At 72.2% G+C, this 15,687-nt stretch carries 14 protein-coding genes and 2 pseudogenes; 5 read left to right on the top strand and 11 right to left on the bottom strand.

The features are described from left to right. Window positions 1-37: 37 nt before the first annotated feature. The 4 genes from OG594_RS00925 to OG594_RS00910 all read right to left on the bottom strand — a co-directional run bounded on the left by OG594_RS00925 (window position 38) and on the right by OG594_RS00910 (window position 3,213). On the bottom strand, window positions 38-790 hold the full coding sequence (locus tag OG594_RS00925; RefSeq protein ID WP_266594605.1) for a sulfite exporter TauE/SafE family protein: 753 nt from the start codon (window positions 788-790) through the stop codon (window positions 38-40). Further along, window positions 787-1,161 carry a rhodanese-like domain-containing protein gene (locus OG594_RS00920; protein ID WP_266594604.1) on the bottom strand — a complete coding sequence of 125 codons (375 nt, stop codon included), beginning with the start codon at window positions 1,159-1,161 and terminating at the stop codon, window positions 787-789. The genes OG594_RS00925 and OG594_RS00920 overlap by 4 nt, the downstream gene beginning before the upstream one ends. An 89-nt stretch (window positions 1,162-1,250) precedes the next feature. After that, window positions 1,251-2,678, bottom strand: coding sequence for an MBL fold metallo-hydrolase (locus OG594_RS00915; protein WP_266594603.1), 1,428 nt, complete (start codon window positions 2,676-2,678; stop codon window positions 1,251-1,253). A gap of 232 nt (window positions 2,679-2,910) precedes the next feature. Then, complete coding sequence (locus tag OG594_RS00910) at window positions 2,911-3,213, bottom strand: hypothetical protein (protein ID WP_266594602.1); 303 nt, start codon at window positions 3,211-3,213, stop codon at window positions 2,911-2,913. A gap of 267 nt (window positions 3,214-3,480) precedes the next feature. On the opposite strand from OG594_RS00910, the gene OG594_RS00905 reads away from it, so the two are divergent. Both OG594_RS00905 and OG594_RS00900 read left to right on the top strand, forming a co-directional pair. Continuing rightward, on the top strand, window positions 3,481-4,290 hold the full coding sequence (locus tag OG594_RS00905) for a hypothetical protein (protein ID WP_266594601.1): 810 nt from the start codon (window positions 3,481-3,483) through the stop codon (window positions 4,288-4,290). Further along, window positions 4,287-9,665, top strand: coding sequence for a tetratricopeptide repeat protein (locus OG594_RS00900; RefSeq protein WP_266594600.1), 5,379 nt, complete (start codon window positions 4,287-4,289; stop codon window positions 9,663-9,665). Before OG594_RS00905 ends, OG594_RS00900 begins: the two co-directional genes overlap by 4 nt. Before the next feature lie 241 nt (window positions 9,666-9,906). On the opposite strand, the gene OG594_RS00895 is transcribed toward OG594_RS00900, so the two are convergent. Genes OG594_RS00895 through OG594_RS00885 form a run of 3 tightly spaced genes read right to left on the bottom strand, consistent with a single transcriptional unit; the run spans window position 9,907 to window position 11,001 of the window. Then, on the bottom strand, window positions 9,907-10,173 hold the full coding sequence (locus OG594_RS00895; RefSeq protein ID WP_266602501.1) for a hypothetical protein: 267 nt from the start codon (window positions 10,171-10,173) through the stop codon (window positions 9,907-9,909). Between the two features lie 58 nt (window positions 10,174-10,231). Continuing rightward, on the bottom strand, window positions 10,232-10,420 hold the full coding sequence (locus tag OG594_RS00890) for a hypothetical protein (RefSeq protein WP_266594599.1): 189 nt from the start codon (window positions 10,418-10,420) through the stop codon (window positions 10,232-10,234). Window positions 10,421-10,425: 5 nt separating this feature from the next. Next, a complete protein-coding gene (locus tag OG594_RS00885; RefSeq protein ID WP_266594598.1) occupies window positions 10,426-11,001 on the bottom strand; it encodes a DUF5994 family protein in 576 nt (191 codons plus the stop codon). Between the two features lie 339 nt (window positions 11,002-11,340). Here OG594_RS00885 and OG594_RS00880 point away from each other — a divergent pair. Continuing rightward, window positions 11,341-11,568: pseudogene (locus OG594_RS00880) on the top strand (DUF5994 family protein); the annotation flags it as partial. A gap of 187 nt (window positions 11,569-11,755) precedes the next feature. Here the strand turns inward: OG594_RS00880 and OG594_RS00875 are convergent. From OG594_RS00875 to OG594_RS00865, 3 genes and pseudogenes are all read right to left on the bottom strand, one after another. Next, on the bottom strand, window positions 11,756-11,962 hold the full coding sequence (locus OG594_RS00875; RefSeq protein ID WP_266594597.1) for a hypothetical protein: 207 nt from the start codon (window positions 11,960-11,962) through the stop codon (window positions 11,756-11,758). A gap of 183 nt (window positions 11,963-12,145) precedes the next feature. Next, a pseudogene (locus tag OG594_RS00870) lies at window positions 12,146-12,367 on the bottom strand (DUF2267 domain-containing protein); the annotation flags it as partial. A gap of 106 nt (window positions 12,368-12,473) precedes the next feature. Then, a complete protein-coding gene (locus tag OG594_RS00865; protein ID WP_266594596.1) occupies window positions 12,474-13,412 on the bottom strand; it encodes an alpha/beta fold hydrolase in 939 nt (312 codons plus the stop codon). 127 nt (window positions 13,413-13,539) lie between these two features. Here OG594_RS00865 and OG594_RS00860 point away from each other — a divergent pair, with 127 nt between their 5' ends. After that, window positions 13,540-14,193 carry a TetR/AcrR family transcriptional regulator gene (locus tag OG594_RS00860; protein WP_266594595.1) on the top strand — a complete coding sequence of 218 codons (654 nt, stop codon included), beginning with the start codon at window positions 13,540-13,542 and terminating at the stop codon, window positions 14,191-14,193. Between the two features lie 166 nt (window positions 14,194-14,359). After that, entirely contained in the window at window positions 14,360-14,773 is a 414-nt protein-coding gene (locus OG594_RS00855) for an N-acetyltransferase (RefSeq protein ID WP_266594594.1), read from the top strand. Window positions 14,774-15,189: 416 nt separating this feature from the next. Here OG594_RS00855 and OG594_RS00850 read toward each other — a convergent pair whose 3' ends face one another. After that, window positions 15,190-15,597: a hypothetical protein gene (locus OG594_RS00850; protein ID WP_266594593.1), complete on the bottom strand. Its 408-nt coding sequence runs from the start codon at window positions 15,595-15,597 to the stop codon at window positions 15,190-15,192. Between the last annotated feature and the right edge of the window lie 90 nt (window positions 15,598-15,687).

Here is a 15,687-nt window from a genome sequence, read left to right as displayed (position 1 = left end):
GTGCGGGGGTGTGGTCGAGGGGGGCGGGCCCGCGGGGTCAGTGGAGGGCGTCGGTGAGCATGAGGGCGGCGACGGCCAGGAGGACGGTCGCGAAGGCCCGCTGGAGGGCGGGTCCGGAGATCTTGGCGGCGAGGCGCTTGCCGTCCCAGGCTCCGAGGACGGCCGCTCCGGTGAAGGGGGCGATGACCGCCCAGTGCAGCGGGGCGTGGGTGCCCGTGCGGGCGGCGAGCGCGGCGAGGGAGTTGACGGTGATGACTAGGAGGCTGGTGCCGACGGCGGCGCGCATGCGCAGGCCCAGTATGGAGACGAGGGCGGGGACGGCGAGGAAGCCGCCGCCGACGCCGAGGAAGCCGGTGATCGAGCCGAGGCCGGCACCTGCCCCGGCGGCCCGCGCGGGTCGGACGGGTCGGGGCTGCCGCCCGGAGGCGGGGTCGGAGGCGGTGAACATGCGCCAGGCGGCGAGGCCGGCCGTGGCGGCGAACGCCGCGGTCAGGACCGGTTCGGGAACGCGGCTGGCCAGGGTGGCGGCGGCGAGAGCGGGCGGGATGCCGGCCGCCGCGAACAGGGCGCCGGTCTTCCAGCGGACGTTGCCGGACGTGGCGTGGGTGTAGAGGGCGGTGGCGGACGTGGCGGTGACGATGATCAGGGATGCGGTGGTGGCGGCAGCCGGGGTGAAGCCCAGGAGGTAGATCAGGGCCGGGACGGCCAGGACGCTGCCGCCGCCGCCCAGTGCCCCGAGGGCGAGTCCGATGACGGCCCCGGCGGCGAGGGCGAGGACGAGCGTGCTCACGCTGTTCGGCCGCTGCTTCCGCGTTCGCCGACGACCGGCAGTCCGGCGGAGGCCCAGGCGTTCATGCCGCCCGCCACGTCGACCGCGTCGCCCCCGCGGCCGGTCAACAGCTGGGCGGCCCGCCGGGAACGGTGTCCGGAACGGCAGATCACCACCAGCGGCCGGTTCTGGGCGGTGGCGGGCAGGGCGGCGCCTGCGACGAGGCGGGAGAGCGGGGCGTGGACGGCTCCGGGGGCGTGTCCGGCGTCCCACTCGGCCTGCTCGCGCACGTCGAGGAGCACGGCGGCGGCGCCGGCGGTGCGCTGGTGGGCCTGGGCGGGGGTGACGCGGGCGGGGCTGACGCGGGCGGGGCCGCGGCGGAAGAGGAACATCCGTCTTCCTTCCGGGTCGATGGGGCAGGAGGAGTAGGGGGTGCGGGGGTGCGAGGGTTGCGGGGGTGCGGGGTACGGGGAGTGCGGGTTCAGAGGTCCCGGTCGCCGTCGGTGAGGGGCAGACCGGCCTCGTGGGCGGCGTCGAAGGAGTCGTCGACGGCGACGACGTCACGTCCGGCGGCGTCCAGCAGGGAGGCGGCGATCGCGGCGCGCATCCCGCCGGCGCAGTGCACCCACACGGTGCCGGGCGGGACCTCGGTCAGGCGCCGGTGCAGGTCGTGGACGGGGATGTGCACGGACCCGGCGATCCACCCCCGGGCGCGCTCCGAATCGCGGCGCACGTCCAGGACGACCGTCGTGGAGTCGGCGCCCCGGGCGCCCCGAGTGCCCCGAGTGCCCAGGTCGGCGAGGTCGGCGAGGTCGGCGACGTCGGCGAGGTCGGCGAAGGTGGCGCGGGGGAAGGAGCGCGGGTCGTGCCCTTCGGGTATCCAGTCGCGGGGCGTGCCGGTGGCCGCCGCAGCGGGCCGGTCGAGGCCGACGCGGACCAGTTCGCGCTGGGCGGCGGCGAGCTGGGCGGGTGACTCCGCGAGCAGGGTGACGGGCTTGCCCCAGGGGATCATCCAGGCGAGGTAGGTGGCGATCTTTCCGTCGGCCTCGAAGTTGAACGAGCCCGCGACGTGCCCTTCGGCGAACGCGATCCGGTTGCGCAGGTCGACCACCCATTCCCCGGCGGCCAGCCGCTCGGCGATGTCGGCGGCGTCCGTCAGGGGCGGTGTGCTCAGGTCCACCGGATCCGGGCCCGCGGCGTTGGCCGGGCCCATGTGGGCGTAGTAGGCGGGGACGTCTTCCAGGCCAGCCAGCAGGTCGGAGACGAACCGGTCGACGTCCTTGACCAGGGCGTCGTTGACGCTCTTCTCCTTGCCGATGGTGGTGGCGTCGCCCTCGGACTGGGCGGAGGAGCAGAAGCTGCCGAACCCGTGGGTGGGCAGTACGGCCGTCTCGTCGGGGAGCTCGGCGGCCAGGCGGTGTGCGGAGGCGTGCTGGGCGCGGGCCAGCTCTTCGGTCAGGCGCGGCTCGACCAGGTCGGGGCGGCCCACCGAGCCGATCAGCAGCGAACCACCGGTGAAGACCGCCGCCACCCGGCCGTGCTCCTCCAGCACGTACGAGGTGTGGTGGGGGGTGTGGCCGGGGGTGGCCAGCGCCCGTAGCGCGATGCCGTCGTCGACGGCCACCGTGTCGCCGTCGGCCACCGGTGTCCGGGCGAAGGAGACGCGGGCGCCGGCCGGCACCAGGTACGCGGCGCCGGTCAGGCGGGCCAGGTCCAGGCCGCCGGTGACGTAGTCGTTGTGCAGGTGGGTCTCCACCACGTGGGAGATCCGCACCCCGCGTGCGGCGGCCGCGGCGATGACCCGGTCGATGTCGCGGGGCGGGTCGACGACCGCCGCGGTCGCGGCGCCGCCCGCCAGGTAGCTGCGGTTTCCGAGTCCCTCGGTCTCGATGGTGTCGATGAAGAACACGCGGTTGCTCCTTTCGGTCGGAGATTACCCCCGGGGGTATATTTTCGAGCCTAGCACGGGTACCCCCGGGGGTATTTTTGCGCCGCCGGGAACCGGCCCTCACCCGGCGGCTACCCGGCCGCCGGCCGCCCACACGACGGTCAGGGGCCGGGAGCCGCCGCCGACGGCCGTGGCGGCGCGGTGACGGGTCCGTCGCCGCACCGCGCCCGGACCGCGTGCGCTGCCGCGCCGGTCATACGGCCACCTCGTCGACCCGGACCTGCGGCTTCGCGAGCACCGGGTCCGCCACCGTGCGGGCGCCGCAGGCGTGGCGGAGCCCGCGCAGGTCCTCCCGGGCGAAGAACGGCTCGCTCCAGGTGTCCGCCCAGAGCCGCAGCCGGTCCGCCCCGGCGGGCGGCCGCGGCAGGTCCACCAGGCCCAGCCCCGGACCTCCAGGTCCGCCGCGCAGCCGGCCCGCGCAATGGTCCTGGACGCGCACCGGGATCCCTAGCGGCGGCCGGCCGTGTTCGCGCCGCAGCCGGTGGCTTTGGACCATGCGGGAGCCCCGGGTCGTTGCCCCGGGGCCGTGTCTTCCCGCCGGTGCGGGTAACAGATCTCGGCAATCCGTATTTCCACGGGGTTCGCACCGGGGCGCGGGTGTACGACTTCAGTGTCGGCGTCCGTGTTCGGGGGGCGGGCGCCGGTTCCCTTCCCCGGAAGGCTCCGCAGCTGGTGTGTAGTAACTCCGTGCCCTTTCAGGGAGTTTGAGTGAAACGGCACGCTCCCCCCATGCATCACGTGTAGCCCGAGAGGTGTCATGGCTATGAACGGTTTGGACGGATGGGGCGGCATGGGAGAGTTCGAGCGCAGACTGCTGCTGTCGGTCGATGCGGAGGGTTACGGCCGCGCCGACGAGGTGACGCAGGGCGAGTTCCAGGAGGCGATCCCGCGGCTGTTGGGCCGGGCGGCCGACGCAGCCCGGTTGGACCGCGGGCGATGGGTGACGCAGGAGGGCGGGGACTCGCTGTTCGCGGTCCTGCCCGCAGGCGCCTCCGAGCCGGGCCTGGTCGACGCGTTCATGCGCCGCCTGGATGCCCACCTGAGGACCTTCAACCACAACCGGAATCGGAAGGCATGGCTCCGGCTCAGGGCGGCCGTCCACTTCGGCCCGGCCTCGCTGGGCGCGAACGGTTTCGTCGGCCAGACTCCGGTGGAGCTCCGTCGCATCCTCGACTGCGCGGCCCTGCGCGCCGCTCTCGTGCAGGCGCCGGATGTCTGCCTCGCCGTTGGAGTTTCGGAGCGTGTCTTCCTCGACGTCGTCAAGGCCGGGGCGTACACCAGCCTCCGGGCGGAAGAGTTCCGGCACGTGCGGGTCGAGGAGAAGGACCACCGGGGGGAGGCATGGATCTGGGCGCCGGGCACCGACGTACGGCGACTTGACCTGGGGCCGGCCCCGGAGCCGGCCCCGGAGCCGGAGCCGGAGCCGGCGGTGGCCCCGGCGGGACCGGCTGGTCGGGAAGCGCCGCGGGGGGACGTGTACCACCAGCACGTGGCGCCGGGCGGCGCGGGCGCCGCGGGCCCGGGCGCCAGCGCGACCGTCAACAACAACAACTACGGCGGCGGTCGACCGTGACCGGGAACCCCGAGACCCCCGAGGGCTCCGAGGCTCCCCGGTACTACTACGAGGGGCGCGCGTCGTACGGCGGTGCGATTGCCCAGGGCCCGGGCGCGGCAGCCACGGTCAACAACATCTACGGTTCGCGCCTCCCCACGATCGAGGCGTTCTCCTCCCCCGCTGCTCCTGTCGCCGCCAAGCTGATGGCACAGCCCAGCCGCCTGCTGGACGCGCGCAGCCAGGTCGTGCCCTTCGTCGGCCGGAACGCCGAGTTGGAGCGGCTGCGGCAGTGGCGGGACACCGAGGGCGAGGACTTGTCGGTCCTGCTGCTGCACGCCCCCGGCGGACAGGGCAAGACCCGGCTCGCCACGGAGTTCGCCGAACGGACCCGGAGCCTGCGGGGTAAGGAACGGTGGCACGTCCTGCAAGCGGGGCTTCACGGCGCCCTTCCCGGGCCGGCCCTCCCGGGCCATCGCATGACCCCGCCCGATGACGCGACCGGATTGCTCTTGGTCGTCGACTACGCGGACCGATGGGCGCACAGCGAGCTGGAACAACTCCTGTCCTACCCGGTTCTCCATGAGCAACGCCCCACCCGCGTACTGCTGATCGGCCGGACCGTCCGCTGGTTCGCGGCCCTCCGTGCCGAACTGGCCGATCGTGACGCCGCCGCCGACGACATGCGGCTCCCTTCGCTGGCCGCGGACAGGCTCCAGATGTTCACCGCCGCCCGCGACCGCTACGCCGAGGCCGACCTGTACGACCTGCCGGACGCCGCGAGCATTCAGCCGCCCGCTTCCCTCGACCACCGCGACTTCGGACTGCCCCTGAACCTGCACATGGCTGCCCTCGTCGCTGTCGACGCCCACGAACGGGGCGCGCAGACGCCCCCGTCCGAGCCGCACCAGCTGTCGGCGTACCTCCTTGACCGCGAGCGCTTGGCGTGGCAAAAGCTCGTCGACGCCGGACGGCAGGGGCAGGACTACCGGACCAAGCAGTCCGTCATGGCCAAGACGGTGTTCACGGCGGTGCTCACGGGAGCGGTCGGCCATGGCGTGGGGATGCGGGCTCTGGAGCGACTGCGGCTGCCCGAACCCCTGAACGTCTTGGACGACCACCGGCTCTGCTACCCGCCGGTCGACCGGGCCTCGGTCCTGGAGCCCCTCTACCCCGACCGGCTCGCGGAGGACTTCCTCGGCCTCCTCACCCCCGGACACGACATCAGCTCCTACGAACCCGACCCCTGGGCGGGTGATGCCCCCGCTTCTTTGACCGCCGAGGAGGAACTGCGGCCCGTCATCGCCCCGCGTGCCGTGACCTTCCTCGCGTCGGCCGCCGACCGCTGGGCGCACATCGGCAAGGACGTCCTGTACCCATTGCTGCGCCGCGATCCCGGCCTCGCGATCGCCGCCGGCAGCCCCGCCCTGACCGCGCTCGCCGCCCTCGGAGACCCGAGCGGCCCGGACGACGGCCCCATCGACCCCGAGCTGCTGGCCGCACTGGAGGCCGTCGAGTCCCACTTGCCCGAGGGCCGCGACGCCAACCTGGACATCGGCGTCCTCGCGATCACGGAAGTCCTGATCGCCCACCGGCTGTCCACCACGGAAGACCCCGGCGAACGGGCCTGGCTGTACGGCACCCTGGCGTGGCGCCGGGCCAACGCCGGGCGCAGGGAGGAGGCGGTCGCCGCGTCCGAGGAGACCGTCCGCCTGCACCGGCAGCTCGTCGAGGACGCTCCGGGACACCGCGACCACGCCGAGCACCCCGACCACCGCGAGCACCCCGACCACCCCGACCAGGCCGATCATCCCGATCACCCCGATCACCCCGATCGTCTCGGCCACCTCAGCCGCCTGGCGACCTCCCTGGCCAACCTCGGGGACCGGCTGTCCGACGTGGGCCGCCCGGAGGAAGCGCTCTTCCTCTCCGAGGAGTCCGTGGCGATCAGCCGCCGTCTGGCCGAGGCCGACCCCGCCGCCCATCGGAACGGGCTGGTGAGGTCACTGACCAGCCTCGGCAACCGGCTGTCGGAGTACGGCCGTCGGGAAGAGTCGCTGGCCGCCCTCCTGGAGGCCGCCGGTCTGGAGCGGCAACTGGCAGCCGACGGCCCCCCGGCCCAACGGAGCGCTGTCGCCGGATCGTTGGCCAACCTCAGCATGCATCTGACCGATGCGGGCCGCGAGGAGGAGGGCCTGGCCGCTGCGCAGGAGGCGGCCGACCTCTTCCGGCGCCTGGCCGAGACGAACCCCGCCGCCGAGTCCCACCACTTGGCCGGGGCGCTGAACAACCTCGGGCGCGCGTTGCTCGGCGTGGGCCGTACCAGTGAGGGCTTGGCGGCCGTCCGGGAAGCCACCGGCCTGTTCCGGGAGCTGGCCGAGTCGAACCCCGCCGCCCACGGGCCCGACCTGGCGACCGCGCTGCTGAACCTCGGCGCCTTCCTCTCGGCAGCGGGCCGAAAGGAAGAGGCCCTGGCTCCGACCGAGGAAGCCGTGGCCATCCGGCGGCAGTTGGTGGAGACCAACTTCGCCGCCCATCACCTCGGTCTCGCCACGTCGCTGGAGGGTCTCGGCGTCCGGCTGTCGCAGCTGGGGCGGGAGGAGCAGTCCTGGGCAGCGCTCCGGGAGGCCGCCGACCTGTACCGGCAGAGGGTCGGGACCCACCCCGCCATCCATCTCCCCAAGAGTTCCGAAGAGCTGACCCGGATCTTCATCCCGTCGCCCGGATACCGGGAGGAAGCCACGGGGGCCACGCAGGAGGCCGCCGACCTGTACCGGCAGCTGGACGAGGCCGGACCCGACGCCGACCTCCCCCGCCTGGCAGCGGCGCTGAACGACGTCGGCTGGACCCTTGCCCGGCTGGGGCTGTTCGAGGAGTCCCACGCGGCCGTCGATCGGGCCGCAACCGTCCTCCTCGGGACCGGCGACCGTCAGGGCGCGGCGAACCTGCTCAATGCGTTCACCGGCGCCCTGGAGAACATGGAGCGGTTCGGGGAGGCGGTCACGACGAGCAAGCGGGCTGCCGACCTCTTCCGCGAGGACGGCGACCGCACCATGGAAGCCGCCGCGCTGATCAACCTCAGCAGGTTCCTGTCCCGGCTGGAAAGGACGGGAGAGGCCGCTGACGCCTGTCAGCGGGCCGCGGACGTCTACCGGTCGACGGGCGAGCGGCACCTCGAGGCCGCCGCGCTGAACAACCTCGGTGTCGCGCTGATGGCGGCGGAGCGGTACGAGGAGGTCGTCTCCGCCGGCCGACGCGCCCACGCCCTCTTCGAGGAGGGCTACGGCAACCTGCAGGGCCCGCCGCTCTACAACCTCGGCAGCGCCCTCTTGAAGCTGGGACGGATCGAGGAGTCCCTCGTGCCCACCCGGCAGGCCGCCGCCGTGTACCGCGAGAAGGGCAACCGCAGTGGCGAGGCGGACGCTCTGGACAACCTCGGCAGCGCTCTGTACGGCTTGAACCGGCCCGAGGAGGCGGTTTCCGCCCTTGAGCGGGCCGCCACCCTCCTGCGCGAGGTGGGCGACCACGAGCGGGAAGGCCGGGTGCTCGGCAGGCTCAGCGGGGTCCTGATAGGCCTGCGGCGATTCGAGGAATCCTTCACCGCCTCCCAGCAGTCCGTCGCCTTCCTGCGCGGAGCCGGTGATCGCGACGGCGAAGCCCTGGCGCTGATCAACCTGGGTGGTGCCTGTGCGGGGACGGGCCGGTTCGCGGAGGCCGCCGCCGCGTGCGGGAAGGCTGCCGCCCTCTACCGCGCGGCGGGCAACCACGGCCGCGAAGCCGATGCGCTGGCCAACCGGAGCGAGGCCCTGTCGAACGCGGGACGGTACGAGGAGGCCGTCACCGCCTGTGGGCAGGCCGTCGCCCTGTACCGCACGGCGGGTGACCGCGCGCGCGAACGCACGCTGCTGCACAGCCTCGGCGACCACCTCTTCTCGGCACGGAGGTACGCCGGGGCCGCTGACGCCTACGAACGGGAACGCGCGATCTGCCGGGAGACCGGCGAGCGCCAGAACGAGGGCAGGGCGCTCCTCGGCATCGCCGTCTCCCTCCTGCACATGCACCGGTTCGAGCAGGCGGTTCCCGTCTGCGAGCAGGCCGGCGATCTCTTCCGCGAGAGCGGCGACCGCGGCGCCGAAGGGGCCGCGCTGGCGGGCCTCGGCAAAGCGCTGGAGGGGCTGGAACGCGTCGCGGAGTCCGTCGCCGCCCGTCGACGGGCCGTCGAGGCGTACCGCGACGCGGGCCAACTCTCCGGCGAGGCCGAGACATTGGCCGTACTGAGCGCGGACTTGGGCCGGACGGGCCGCTACGCGGAGTCCATCGTCGCGAGCAGACGGGCCGCCGCGATCTACCGGCAGCTCGGTGACGGCGGCCACGAGGCCCGTGCCCTGGAATACCTCGGTCAAGGTCTGCAGAGCGACGGGCAGCACGAGGAAGCCGTCACCGTCTGCGAGCGGGCCGCGGCCCTCTTCCGCGAACACGGCGACCGGAGCGGAGAAGGCCAGGCACTGCGCCATCTGGCCCGCTCCCTGAGGGCCGTGGAGCGGACCGAGGAGTCCGTAGCCGCCTCGCAGCGGGCGATCGCCCGCTACCGCGAGGCGGGTGACGAACGCCTCGAAGCCACGGCCCTCTACGCCCTCGGCGAGGTTCTCCTGGAGGAGGAGCGGTACGAGGAGGCCGTCACCGCGTACCAGCGGACCGCCCGCATCCTGGGGGAGATCGGCTTCCCCTCCCTCGAAGGCTCCGCGCTCCTCAACCTCTGCTGCGGACTGCTGGGACTGAACCGGTTCGAGGAGGCCGTCACCGCCTACCAGCGGGCCGTCAGGGTCTACGACGGGGTCGGCGACGGCGACGGACTCGCCAGGAGCAGCTTCCACCTCGGCAACACGCTCATGAAGGTGGACCGGTACGGGGAGGCCGTCAGCGCCTACCTGCGGGCTGCCGTGGCGTTTCAAGAGATCGGCGCCGACAGCTCCCAGCGCTCGGCGCTGCGCTCCCTCGGCCAGGCGCTGTTCAAGGCGGGCCGGTACGAGCAGGCCGCCACCGTCGGGCTGCGGGCCGCCGCCCTGTACGGCAGGGCACAGGGATCCGAGGTCGAGGAGCAGTTGGTGTTCCAGCTCAGCGTCGACCTCATGGAGGCGGGGCGGTCCGAGGAGTCCCTCCCCGTGTGCCGACGGCTCCTCGCGGTCTACCAGGAAGCCGGAGACCGGCTCGGGGAAACCTGGGCACTCGTCCTGCTGGGCGGCACCTTGGTGGACGTACGGCAGTACCAGGAAGCCGTCCTCATCAACCGGCGGGCCGTCGCTGCCTGCCGTGCGGTGGACAACGGCGATGGCCTGGGCCTGGCCCTGAGCCAGCTCGAGAAGGCCGAACGCGGCCTGAGACGGGGCGCCCACTAGCCGTACCGGCCCGTCCCCACGGGTGGGGACGGGCCGGTACGGTGCGCCGGGCCGCCTCGGCGGAAGGACGCGAGCCGCGCCCCACAACCTGCGGCTTCGGCGCCCGTCCGGGCCTGGTGCTGATCGAGCGGCGCCTGGTCCTGCCACTGGCCCATCCCGAAATGGCCGCCCAGCACGGGGTACAACTGCCGCCCGGTGATGCCGAGGAGGCGGTTGCCTTCGGCGGGGCCGGTCGGGCTTCTCAGATCTCGTCGGAGTGTGCGCCGGTGCCGGCGGAGGGCCTGGTGGCGGCCGGCCGGGAGCGGTCGGGGCCGGAGGGTGTTGCCGTGTCCACGGTGAGGTGGAGGCGGGTGTCGCCGTCGAGGCCGGGATAGCTGCGCTGTTCCGCTCCTGCGAAGCAGCCGCGGAGGGCTTCCGCGACCGCTCGGGCGGCTTCGGGGGTACGCGCGATGATCCGAACCTCGGCGTGCCCGAGCGAGGGCAGTGTCTGGGTCTCGATGAACTTCACGTGGGCGTGGTTCCCTTCGCAGTGGGTGTGGGGCCGGTGGTCGGCGAGGTGCTGTTCCTCACCGGTCGGCATCCGTGTGGTGGTCCCGACGACCGGTGTCGTCCGGCAGGCCGGGAGGTCTCGGCAGGGGGTCGCTGAAGCGGTAGGACTCGATCCGCGCCTCGTCCCGGGCGTTCAGCACGTGGATCCAGCGCATGGCGACGCCGATCATGAGGATGATCACCGCGATGAGGACGACGGTCTCCACGGAGCTCACCTCCAGCCGTTCGCGGACAGCGGGAGGGCGCTTCGTCCCATCGCGACCCCGAACGGGGACGTGCAGGCCCCGCCTTCGCCCTCCCAGGTGGCTTCCCGGCGGCTGGCGTCGTGGAGGCCGTACCCGATGACGGTCTCGTTGGCCATCAGGACGCCCGCGGCCAGGACGCTGCCCGGGATGGCGGCGGCGGCCATCAGCCGGGCCGCAGCTGCGGGTGCGGTCTCGGGCGGGATGACGAGGAGGTCCCAGCGGCCGACGGTGTAGGAGAGCAGGATCAGCTTGTCGGGGTCCTGTTCGGTGAACCAGCCCACGTGCAGCGTGCGCCCGTCCAGGGCAACCCTGCGCGGAACGACCGGCCAGCGGCTGGGGTTCACACTGACGCGGGTGACGCGCCCCCAGGGCTCCTCCAGGGCGGCGGCGAGCGGGGGGAGCTCGGTCTCGAGGTCGCGGGAGTAGGGCCACCAGGCCCCGTCCAACTGGCCGGCGAGCGTGGTCTTCGGGGTGAGGGACAAGCGAGCCGGGGACTCTGCGGCGAAGTCGCGGGGCACGGTCGGGTCGAGGGTGGTGGTCATGGTGTGGACCTGCCCCCGGACTGCCCGTCGGCAGCCCGGCTTTTAGGCGCTCGCCGGAAATGACACCCGCGTGAAGCCGGTGTTCGAAGTACTCCCGGTCCTTTGACTGTACGCCCGTTCGGCTCGATACGGCCGTTCTGACCAGGTATTTTCCGGTGGGCAGTGGAGTGGGCAGTGGAGTGAGCAGTGACGTGGGCGGCGGGAGTACGGAGAAGGACGACGGGTCCGCGGACGTCGCCCGACCGGCACCGGTACCGGTTCCGACCTGCGACGCAGAGGGCCGCAGCCTGCGGACGGGTGGACCCGCGTACCTGACTCCGACACCCCCACGCGCACCCCTTGCTCCTGCCGGATGCGATCCACCGTGCGATCCCGTCGGCGCCGCCGTCTACGCCGCGGCCGGAGACCACGCGGTCCCAGAAAGGGCTCCTCGACGGCGCCCGGTGGCCGCGGACCCGTGACATCGCACCCGAGCTGCCTGCCTGCGCCGCTCAGCGTCCTGACCGGGCACCTCGGCCCGATCCCAGGGTGGGCGTTGACGCGTCCGCCTGGAACGGCCTCCCGGCCCGCCCGGACATCGACGGCCGGGTCGTGCACCTCGGCTCCGATCCTGTCGGGCGACGACACCGTCCTCATCGCGCGGGCCGCTCATATCCTCATCGCCACCACACCCGAACCCGAGGACAGCGCCGCCGATGCGGAAGGCCGATCCCGATTCCACAGCGGCCGATGCTCCGGGCGTGCGGCGCCCTGGTCAGAGCCCCTCGTCGTGCAGGTCCTCTTCGCGCAGCAGGTCGTCCTCGCGGCGTCGCGGACTCTCCTTCTGCCCGGGCTTCCGCCCCTGTTCACGGGCCTGCTTGCCCGGTCGGGGCTGCGCAGGGTCCCCGGGGCGGTGGTGTTCCTGTGCCTCGCGGCCCCGGCCCTTGTCCGGCTCCTGACGCTTGTCCTGCGTACCGTCCATGACGGCGCTCCTCTTGATGCGTGGGGGTACGGGATTCCTCTCGGATCACGCTGCCACGCACGGCGACGGTCCGCATCACGTCGACTGCGCGGCGAAGCACACGGATGGCGCCCCGCCCGCCCGCCTGCCTGCCGGCCGGGCGTGGCAGGCCCGAGGAAGGGGTCGGCATCGGGCGGCGTGCTGGGGCTGCTGCAGTTCCGCCCGGCCGAAGAGGAGCGCGTCACCGCCCGGGAGCCGTTGGAGGACGCGGCTCCGGAGGTCGGGGCCGGCGAGGCGGGTGACGACGGCGAGTACGGCGACGGCGTCCCGGCGGGCGATGGCCGGGGTGGTGCCGGCGCGAGCGGCCACGTCCTTGACGAAGCCCCAGCCGGTGAGTCGTCCGGTGGCGGGGATCCGTGCGGTCAGGACGCCGCCCGGCTCGTGCGTCCCCTGACCCGCCACACCCACCGGCTCCGCCAGGAAACCCGTGACCAGCAGCCGTCGTCGGCGCCGTCCCCTTCCTGCCGTGGCCCTATGCGTCGACCGCAGCAGGGTCGAGGGAGTCGACGTCCTCCATGAAGGACAGCATCCGGGCGTTGACCACGTCCGGGTGGTCGATCTGCGGGCCGTGCCCGGTCGCGGTGATGATCTCGGCGCGGGCTCCGGTGACGAGTCGCGGTACGCGTTCCAGCTGCCGCTTCGGGTGCACGAGCAGGCTGTGCTTGCCCATGATGAGGTAGAGCGGGGTCCGGATGGACCGCAGCGCGTCCTCGGCCAGCGGCAGGGGTGCGGGGCGGCGGATCCGGTACGCGCGGGCGCCGAGCTGGATCCACTTGCGCATCTCGGGGACGGCGATGACCGGCTGGTCCAGCCACTTGGCGAGCCGGGGGCGCAGCGCCTTCGGGGCGAAGGTGGCGAACAGGCTCACGAAGACCCAGGCGAAGAAGCGCAGGCCGACCTTCTCCAGGCCGCCCGGGTCGAGGGCCGTGACCGAGGCGAGCCGTCCCGGCCGCCGGTGGGCCTGGTTGAGGACGAGCCAGCCGCCGTAGGAGGAGCCGACGAGGTGGACCCGGTCGAGGCCGAGCGCGTCGAGGGCCTCGTCCATCCACTGCGCGGCGCGCTCGGGCTGCCACATGGGCTCGCGGTGGATGCTGCGGTTCGCGTCGCCCGGAGTGTCGAGGGCGTAGACGGGGCGGTCGAGGCTGAGCCCGGGGGTGTTGGGGTACCACATCGCCGAGCTGTAGCCGGCGCCGTGGATCAGGACGATCGGCGTCCGGGACTCGGCCGCGGGGTCCGCGGGCCCGTACCGGTAGACGTGGGTGGTGCCGAAGCTCGTCTCCACGTCCGTCTCGGAGCGGGCGGGTGCCCCCATCGCGTAGAGCACGTCCTCGGCGGCGAAGTAGCGGTCGCGCAGAGTGTCGTTGACGTAGCGGCCCACATCGCGGCGTACGCGGGCGGTGTTCTCGGGCACGGCGGCACCTCCTGTGAAGATCCGTTCTTCGTGATACGACCGTACCACTAATGTGGTACATCGGTATCATGAAGGGGTTCGGGTAACCGGGCGCGAATCCACCATCGACAGGCGGAGACACGGGACCATGCCGAAGCGGGTGGATCACGAGGAGCGGCGCGCCCAGATCGCCGAAGCGCTCATCCAGGTGGCGGGGCGGCGCGGGCTGCACGCCGTCGGCATGCGCGACGTGGCCGCCGAGGCGGGCGTGTCGCTCCGGCTCGTGCAGTACTACTTCGAGACCAAGGAGAGGCTGCTCTTCTACGGCCTCCGGCACCTGACCGACCGCTTCACCGCGAGGGTGGGCGTCCGGCTGGCCGCTGCCGGCCCGGACCCGGGCCCGCGCGCCACGGTGGAGGAAATGCTGCTGGCCTCGCTGCCGACCGACCAGGAGAGTCGCACGTTCCACCTCCTGTACAGCTCGTACGCGATCCTGTCGGTGACCGACGAGGCGCTGGCCGCCCAGCCCTTCATCGACAACCCCGACGCCGCGGAACACGCCCTGACCGGACTCCTCGAACAGGCGCAGGCGTCGGGCGTTGCCGACCCGGGTGCCGACGCACGCACGGAGGCGATGAGCCTGCTCGCGATGGCGGCGACCCTGGGCACCAGCATCCTCGTGGGCCAGCGGAGTTCGGAGTCGGCGATCGAGGTGCTCCGTTACCACCTGGACCGGATCTTCACGATTGCCGAGACGTCCGAGACGTCCGAGACGTCCGAGAGGGCAGCGGGACCGATCTGATGTATCGCGAAGCACTGGTACGCGGCGCCGAGCGCGGTGTCGGTCTTGGCCGGTCCGGCGGATGCGAAGTCGGACGGGGTGTCGGGTCGGGGATGCGGAGCGGCACTGCCGCACGGGGGGTTTCAGCGTGTACGTAGGGAAAGAGGATGTATTCGATCCGGACGAAATGCTGAGCCTCTACGACTCGGTCGGATGGGAGGGCTACACCCGCGACGTCGGCAGGCTGTGCCGGGGCCTGGCCAACTCCCCCTTGGTCATCACGGCACGGGACGGTTGGGGAACACTCCTCGGTCTGGCCCGAACGATCTCCGACGACGAACACATCTGCCACGTCCAGGACGTTGTGGTCAACCCCGCGCACCACCGGCAGGGCGTCGGCCGGTCCCTGGTCGAGCACCTCATGCGACGGTACTCGCACTGCCGCTTCTTCGTCCTCTCCACGGACCACGAGTCGTCACCGGAGGGCGAGCGCAACCACGCGTTCTACCGAAGCCTGGGTTTCCTGTCCTACGAGGAGAAGGAGATGGCGGGCTTCGGTCTGCCCAGGAACCGCCCCGACCTGCGCAATGCGTCCTCCTGACCGGATCCGACGCGGATCCCTACGCCTGCTGAGCACCAACTGCGGCCCACGTGGGGGGCCGTGTGGTGCGCAAGCGGTGCGCCCCCCGGAACCGGATGGGGTAAGAGCAAAGCCCCAGGCCGCTGACCTGGGGCTTGGTCATGGAGCGGATGACGGGAATCGATCCCGCGCAACAAGCCTGAGAATCACCGATCTTCGGTCAGTGACGGCCATTCCGGCCGCTACGAGTCCCCTGAGAGACGTCATCGGGCTGGGGCAGGTGCCGTGGTTGCGGTACTTCGCTGCGGCACCAGCGACGCGGAAGGGGACGGGAACCTGCCCATGCCGCTACCAGAGAAAGGCGCTTAGATCCGCGATCGACTGAACACCGTCAGCTAGTGTCCTGCGACCCTTCACGCCATCGTGTCAGACCGCCGTCATTCGCGACTGCTGGTGTCAGCGACTGATGCCATCCTCCGTCTGACGCGCTGGCGGCGCGCCTGTTCGTGTCGCCTCAGCAGCGTTGCCAATCGCTGCTCGGATTCCTTACGCATGCGGGCGAGCTGGAGACTCTCTTCGTCTACTGGCGCGTTGAGCTCGTACTCGGCTACCTGCTCGCGCAGACGACGCTTAAACGCACGATTCTCCCTACGTCGGTTTAGCCAATCAGCGCGCCGAGCGGGCACGAGCACGGTGAAAAGGCCTCTCCACAGCGCCTTGATCCCCTGCCACAGCAGTTCAGGGATGGACACGATGAAGGCCCCGAGAGCAATGAGAAAGAGCGCCACAAAAGCTTGGATGGGGGCAGCAAGGATCCCCAAGATCCCACCTATGAACTCCAGCACAGGCGGATACTAGGCCCATCGCGCCTGAACAGGTCTACGTGATCGGCTGTCGATTTCGGCCGGTGCCCTGCCCGGGCTGGGTCAAGCCAA

The sequence above is a fragment of the Streptomyces sp. NBC_01214 genome, assembly GCF_026340975.1.
GTDB lineage: Bacteria > Actinomycetota > Actinomycetes > Streptomycetales > Streptomycetaceae > Streptomyces.
This window is presented reverse-complemented; position numbering and strand designations above follow the sequence as displayed.